This window comes from Pseudothermotoga sp. (genome assembly GCA_025060105.1).
Taxonomy (GTDB): domain Bacteria; phylum Thermotogota; class Thermotogae; order Thermotogales; family DSM-5069; genus Pseudothermotoga_A.
The window spans coordinates 1-6,780 of the sequence record JANXCS010000015.1 but is presented as its reverse complement, the minus strand read 5'-3'; the positions used below and the strand labels follow the sequence as shown (position 1 = coordinate 6,780).

The 6,780-nt window shown below is 42.7% G+C and carries 8 protein-coding genes; 2 read left to right on the top strand and 6 right to left on the bottom strand.

Features of this window, described 5'->3' with window-relative positions; translation table 11 throughout:
* Positions 1 to 492: flagellin (locus NZ875_09620; protein MCS7175993.1), on the top strand; the 492-nt coding region annotated here is incomplete at its 5' end.
* Between the two features lie 119 nt (positions 493 to 611).
* Positions 612 to 1,826: a pyridoxal phosphate-dependent aminotransferase gene (locus NZ875_09615; GenBank protein MCS7175992.1), complete on the top strand. Its 1,215-nt coding sequence runs from the start codon at positions 612 to 614 to the stop codon at positions 1,824 to 1,826.
* 57 nt (positions 1,827 to 1,883) lie between these two features.
* Here the strand turns inward: NZ875_09615 and NZ875_09610 are convergent, their stop codons facing one another.
* From NZ875_09610 to cmr6, 6 genes are all read right to left on the bottom strand, one after another.
* Positions 1,884 to 2,273 (bottom strand): hypothetical protein, encoded by a 390-nt coding sequence (locus tag NZ875_09610; GenBank protein MCS7175991.1) that lies wholly within the window; start codon positions 2,271 to 2,273, stop codon positions 1,884 to 1,886.
* Complete coding sequence (locus NZ875_09605; protein MCS7175990.1) at positions 2,273 to 3,958, bottom strand: DUF4900 domain-containing protein; 1,686 nt, start codon at positions 3,956 to 3,958, stop codon at positions 2,273 to 2,275. The genes NZ875_09610 and NZ875_09605 overlap by 1 nt, the downstream gene beginning before the upstream one ends.
* A gap of 9 nt (positions 3,959 to 3,967) precedes the next feature.
* On the bottom strand, positions 3,968 to 4,474 hold the full coding sequence (locus tag NZ875_09600; protein MCS7175989.1) for a prepilin-type N-terminal cleavage/methylation domain-containing protein: 507 nt from the start codon (positions 4,472 to 4,474) through the stop codon (positions 3,968 to 3,970).
* Between the two features lie 152 nt (positions 4,475 to 4,626).
* A complete protein-coding gene (locus NZ875_09595) occupies positions 4,627 to 4,992 on the bottom strand; it encodes a clostripain-related cysteine peptidase (GenBank protein ID MCS7175988.1) in 366 nt (121 codons plus the stop codon).
* Complete coding sequence (locus NZ875_09590) at positions 4,986 to 6,194, bottom strand: clostripain-related cysteine peptidase (GenBank protein MCS7175987.1); 1,209 nt, start codon at positions 6,192 to 6,194, stop codon at positions 4,986 to 4,988. Before NZ875_09590 ends, NZ875_09595 begins: the two co-directional genes overlap by 7 nt.
* 232 nt (positions 6,195 to 6,426) lie before the next feature.
* A partial coding sequence (gene cmr6 / locus NZ875_09585) for a type III-B CRISPR module RAMP protein Cmr6 (protein ID MCS7175986.1) occupies positions 6,427 to 6,780 on the bottom strand: 354 nt, incomplete at its 5' end.

The following is a 6,780-nucleotide window of genomic DNA, read 5'->3' as shown; positions in this document are numbered from 1 at the left end:
GTTTATAACATTAACTCCTTTGGAGGGGCTCTGCCGTTAGAAGAAGTGATCGATAGTGGTGTCGTGAGGGCTGAAGAAAGGTGGTATCAAGACACCTCGCTGGTGTTCCAGATCGGTGCAAACGAAGGTCACAACATGCTCGCAGGCCTTGACGATATGAGAGCTGCAGCGCTTGGTATCACACCAGATTCACTCAAAGTCACAGACCAAAACAGCGCAGAAAGAACCATCATGGTCATCGATGCGGCCATTCACAAAGTCAGCAGTGCACGCGCTCAACTAGGTGCTATTCAGAACAGGCTCGAACACACGATAAGCAACCTTGGAGTTGCGGCGGAGAACCTGACAGCAGCAGAGTCTCGAATCAGAGATGCAGACATGGCCAAGGAAATGATGGAATTCACCAAACAACAGATCTTGATGCAATCCAGCATGGCGATGCTCGCTCAGGCGAACGCACTCCCACAAACGGTGCTACAACTACTGCGATAATCGAACACGGCAAGTTCGAAGGCGGGCGCAAGCCCGCCTTTTATTTTTTTTACACAAAATCAGTCAACAAATTTTCCTTCCATCGTTTATGCACTAGCAACTGTTTTGCAAGCGATATTTTGTTCGGTTTTCAGGAAACGTGGTATTTTTCTTTTGGTAGATCGATGAGGAGGGTTAAAAAGACTATGTCAATCGAATTTGCCGATAGGAACAATTCCAACAGTGTGAAGTACGATCAGATACGTGCGAAATATGGCGAAGACGTTATGCCAGCTTGGATCGCAGACATGGATGTGAAGGTGTGTTCAAAGATGCTCGAAGCTTTTGCTGGAAGGATCAACCATGCTGTGTTTGGTTACACTTTCAGATCCGAAGAATACTACGCTGCCATCGTCGATTGGTATACGAAAAGACACAGCTTCACCGTTCAGCGAGAATGGATCATCGATGGACCCGGTGTGATGCCCATGATGGCTTTACTCATAAACGTTTTGACCGAGCCGGAAGATAAGATCGTGATTCAACCACCTGTCTATCCACCTTTCTTCAAAGTGACGAAGAAGAACAAAAGACAGATCTTGGAGAACAGATTGAAAAAGGAAAATGGAAAGTACGTGATGGATCTGGAGGGCCTAGAGAAGATCCTTTCAAAAGAAAAACCAAAGTTGCTCATCCTCTGTAACCCACACAATCCCGTTGGAAGGGTTTGGACGTTGGACGAGCTGAAGGAACTTTCTTTCCTCTGTTCAAAGTACGGAACCATCATTCTGAGCGACGAGATACATGCGGACATCGTGTATGAACCTTTCAAGTTCACCACGATGTTGAAGGTGAATCTAGACAACGTGATCGTGCTCAACTCCGCTGGTAAGAGCTTCAACGTTCCAGGATTGACGAACGGATACGGTTTTATTCCGAATGAAAGGATCAGAAAGCTCTACAACGAAGCTTTGGAAGCTTCAGAATTGACGACACCGAACATATTCGGTATGTTGGCACTCCAATCAGCTTACACAGAGTGCGTAGGATGGCTCGAAAGTCTTCTGAAAACGCTTCGTGAAAACAGAGATTTTGTGTATCAATTCATAAAATCGAACATGCCGTTGATCGATGTTCCATTACCAGAAGCAACCTTTTTGATGTGGCTCGATTGCTCAAAACTTGGCTTGGAAAATCCACAGAGGTTCTTTCTAGAAAGAGCGAGGGTGTATTTGAACAACGGTAAAGATTTTGGAGATGCAAACGGTGTTCGTTTGAATTTCGCTTGTAGTTTTGAAAATCTGCAGAAGATATCACAAGCGATGAAAAAAGCTTACGATGAGCTGAAAGTGTGACGAACCATCGCCAATCTCACCGCAAAATGCTCTACTTTCGGTTATTTTCGATCCATATCAATAACCAAAGAGCAGTACGAATTCTTCCGCGATGTGAGGATTCTTCGCGACCTTAACTTTCACGATCCTATATCTGTAAGTAACGTTGGTATCTGTGATTGAAAGGTCTGTTTTCGTAGCTTCGAGGATGCGCGGAAAAGCGTTGGTGTTGGTACCATGAAACATGGTGTTGAGGTTTTGAACGATGTCGCTGGTTATTTCGTTGCCGACTCTGTACTCGGCAAGATAGCTTTGAACGAAGTTCAGTAACGATATCGTCTTCATCTCCAGTTCGTGTCTGCTGGATATGTTCAAAGAATTGATGATCGCATCGAAAGCAAAAATGACTATTATAGCTACGAGCACCAAACAAACCAGCATTTCTACAAGGATCGTACCGCTCTTCATCAAAACACTCCCCTGACAGTCAGCAGGACCACTTCTCCTCGCTTGGCAGGTGTTCCTATGGCGCTCATACCTTCCAAGATTTTGTAGTCATAAATGTAGTTTTTGTAGTATCCTGTTTGTATGGTTCCACCACTGAAAGTCCCCACTGGTCCACGATAGTACTGCATCAACGAACCAAAGATCGTTAGTTGTCCCACAGGAGACCCTTCGTTGTATCTTTCCACCATGAAGCTCTCATCGAACGAGTAAAGACTCGCTGTAATCTTGAGATTACTTTGCTTCTCTTTAACCAAGATATACTTGTCCGCAACGATGTTCAAAAAATCTGTTCTGGTAGCATTCTTCATTTGATTGATGAGATTGTCGTTCACGATTATGCTATCGATGGTGTTGTGTGGAAAAAGATGGCGAAAATCTTCATACACGATGTGATCGTAGATTTCAACATTTTCTTTCGAATATATCGTGTACCTTCCATCAACGTACATGGGCTTGTCACTGTTGGAATTGTTCTGCACAGCGACGGTCAGATCGGACATCAAAATACCACTGAAATTCACTTCCTTATCATCTGGACCGCTGGCTAAATCGAGCCACCTTCTGGCGCTTTCACCGTGAATGACCATGCGAGTTCCAGTTCCGCTGGGGTTTGGTTTTAAGGTGAAAAGTGCATCAGTTCCTGTATTATTTCCTTGAGTGTATTGAACCCAGACTTTGATGAAATGATCGCTACCTTGACCCTGTGCACTTTTAAATTCGACTATCAACTTCTGGGCAGTTCTATCGTTGCTTCCAACTCTTATCGTCTTTCCCTTCAAGTTTAGTTTTATACCCGTTTCTACCGCGCTGTTCAAAAAGTCATTCACTGGTTTTACTAGCGCTTCAAGGTCGTTCGAATAAGCATTCTTGATCATAGTCATGTTGTACGCCTGTATATCTTCTTGATTGAGCCGACGCCAACCAAAATGGAACGTCGGACTTCCAGAAACAGTCTCAACATCTTTGACTTCAACCGTTGATCTGAATATAGGGTTTCCCCAAATGTGTATCACGTCGTTAGATCTCATTGGACCATCTATGACATCGCGAGTGATGAAATATATTTTTTGACCACTCGGTCGGATTTCTTTTTCGGTGAAGTAAGCGTACTTGTTGAGAAAGTCCACGGCCAAGACTGCGAGTGCGTAAGCTTCGATTTTTCCTCTGACAGCCCTGCTCACCAACAGCACCGAATAGGGATTGCTACCAACCTGGTAAGTCCCAGTGATCGGTACAACGATCGTCGTACCTGACAGGCCATGAAGGTTTATCGTCTCGTTGAACTTCGAAATTGAGTGTAAGTTGAAGTATCTGTTTTCATCCACACGTTGGAAAAAGTTTCTCCAGAAATCTCCGTCCGATTGACTCAGTAGAGTTTTCTTGAATGTGTCCCACCAAGTTACGTTCCCACTCAAACGTGCGTTCGTCCAGTTGAGTGTCACACCTCCCACACCATTGAAGTTTGGTTTGATGAAAGCGATCGACAACTGAAGAAGATTCTGAGCTTGAAGATGGACAAGATTTTTGTTGCTTTCGAAAGCTGTTCTTTTCGCGTAAACCGATAGGTTCGTCAAAAGAGCAACGGTGAATAGCGAAACTGTGGTCAGTAAAACCAACGTGAAGATCAAAACATAACCTTTTTTCAACGGCCCACCTCACTTCAAGTTGTACAGCACCACAGACGATGTCAATCGATAAGGTAAAGTCAGATTCTTTTTCTCGAGGGTGTATCGAATCACGTTTGGAGGATCACCAGCGCGCCTTTCAAATTCGACTTTTTGAAGCAGCCCGAGCGTGGTTCTTCTTGTGTAACTTGCACCATCACTGATTTCAAGTTCAAGCTTACCTTGAGAGAAGGTCAATTTGTATTTGAGCTTCGTGGCCGAAGCGTAAGTTCCATAGAAAGGTTTTGAGAAAGGCACAACGGCGTAAAATTCAATAGAATCTTGCAAAACACTGAGTCCTTCGATGGTTGGTCCAGCTTTCAACAGTTCTTTGCGTATCAGAGCATCTATCTGAGCTAATTCATCTTGCACACTGATTCTATCGTAAGTGATCATGGATTGTCTATAGACACTGCTCAACAACACAACGACCACGGCCGAAACTATGAGAAAAATGATCAGTGTGATGATGACCTCTACCAATGTGAATCCATTCATTGTTTCACCACCGTTGTTCTTTTTATTTTATCATAGCATCAACGATTCTTTCGCCTTTAGTTACCCTCATTACCGTGAACCCGATGGGATAAAAAATGCGGGGAAAACCCCGCATCGCAGAAAACAGATTCTATGATGGTCCACAATTCAACTCATTGCATCAACGAAAAGATTTCGTTCAACGACACATCTTTCAAAAAATCGCCACTCAGTGAAGGCTTGGATGGTACGTGTTTCAAAACATCACCTGTTTGAAGCCAAGCTTCAAGAAAATCGGGCCAGTCATTTTCTCCAGTGAATAAAAGCATGTTGTAATCATTTCTATATTGTCTAACTGAGTCAGCTCGGTTAGGCATGAATATGCTCACAGGATTGTTAATTACATATCCTGTTTTCTCAACATATTCATAGATCACAAGTTGGTTGAGAACGGTTTGAAGCTGTTGAGCATAGAATTGAACTTGACTATCGCCTATGTACTGTATAAAATATGCAAAGTCGTTGAGGTCTACTAGCATCTGTATCCAAGTTGACTCACCAAATTGGCTGTAACTTGAACCTTACTCATGTCGTACATCGCCAAGCTGAGACCATCGTTTTCCTTTTGAGTACCATCGTAAGAACTTCTGTAATAATCGATTATTTTTCTTCCAACATCCACGGCACCATCGATCGAGGTTATTTGTTTTAAAAAGTTGTAATTGAAACCTTCACCAGGTTCTGAAAAACTAGAAGCTACAATGTAATCGACCAAACCCTTAAGTTCATAAAGCACCTCGATTGAGCCCATCAAACAAGCGTCCATACACAGCAAATCTATGCGAGGACCTGGAGGATTAACACTGTTATAAGCTTGAAGAACCACACGAAGTTCCACCGTTGAAATTGCATTTTGGTTGGCTGTATAATCATAACATATTGCCTGAGGTGTGAAAGATCTCGTATTAGATGCATTGTCAAGCCAAGCATTACCATGGTTCCACAAAATCAAAGCTCGATGAGATGACTCAAAAATGGAAAAAATTACATAAATCCAACGAGCCAATTCGTAATAATCGCCAGATTTGAAATCTTCGCTGAATTTATAAATATCTTTCCACACTCCAAATTCATCAAGAACAAGTATTTTGTCCTGCGGATCTTTTTCCCTGCCATCCCAGAAAGCAAACACAGATACATTTTGATTAGCGTTCAACATTTCTGAACGGTCTACAAGACCAGGAAGTTCAAGATCTCTTGTCGGATCTGTCGGATCGTTATCTGCGCACATCCATATCAAGAACAGCCAATTTGGTCTTTTGAAAGTCACTCGAAAATATTTTTCGATTTGAATAGGTTCTGAGATGTATGCTCGAAAATTTTGATTCATCACTTGTATGTTTGGAAGGACTGCTATTTTCGCTATTCCGTTTGAATCGGTCATAACGGTGGTCATTTTAGTCAACTCGTCGACCACTGCATACCAGTTTCCATCTCTGGGAGATTGGAAGAAGAACTTAACGCCAACATTCGGTATGGGAGAACCTTTGCTGTCCACGACCTTGACGTCTATATAGCTTATCCTACCGACCGTGTGGATTTCATCGTCTGCGATGATGTCGATCGGATTGGTCGGATTCGGTTGATCAGTTTGACCATTGGAAGGACTCGTCGTTGGTGCACAAGTTGCAAGAAAAAGTGAAAGTACGATCACAGCAAGATAAGACAAATACTTTCCCATAAACTCACCTCCTTCAATCATTCACGCTCGGTATCGCTTTCCACAGATCTAGATCTTCAGGGGCAGTTTTTTCTGACAGATCACACCAATCAGTACAAACAACTTCCTCTCTTCGAAAAATTCATAAAAGAAGAGACACGGTGAATAAAATCGAGTAGATCGATCAGTTTACATGTTTTTTTACGTCAGTTTTTCTCAAATTGAGATGGGAAATCATGAACTTTCCGATAGATCATTTTTGATCGTTTTTTTCAAATCTTCCATATCCATAGTTGGTTTTTGCACCTATACCGTAGCTGATCAGCATTTCTTCGAACGCTTTCTTTATTCTCTCTTTCAGATTATCATCTACTTCCTGAACAGCGACTACGGTGAATTTGAACACTCCACCTACCACGGTGATATAAGTCACAGGAACTGGGTTGTACCAATCGTTGGGTATCTTCCCCTCGGAATAGTACATTTGAAAATGGTTGTTCACAACATCCAACCCAAATTTCAAGTCTTTAACTGGAAAAGCGTCGAGAAACAGGAGAGCTCCACGAATGTGTTCATCTTGTTGCGATGTATCTTCTCCAAAGACAAA

Coding starts and splice junctions, on each gene's coding strand:
- NZ875_09610 (MCS7175991.1), bottom strand. CDS start 2,273: ATGAAGAGCGGTACGATCCTTGTAGAAATGCTGGTTTGTTTGGTGCTC.
- NZ875_09600 (MCS7175989.1), bottom strand. CDS start 4,474: ATGAATGGATTCACATTGGTAGAGGTCATCATCACACTGATCATTTTT.
- NZ875_09595 (MCS7175988.1), bottom strand. CDS start 4,992: ATGCTAGTAGACCTCAACGACTTTGCATATTTTATACAGTACATAGGC.
- NZ875_09590 (MCS7175987.1), bottom strand. CDS start 6,194: ATGGGAAAGTATTTGTCTTATCTTGCTGTGATCGTACTTTCACTTTTT.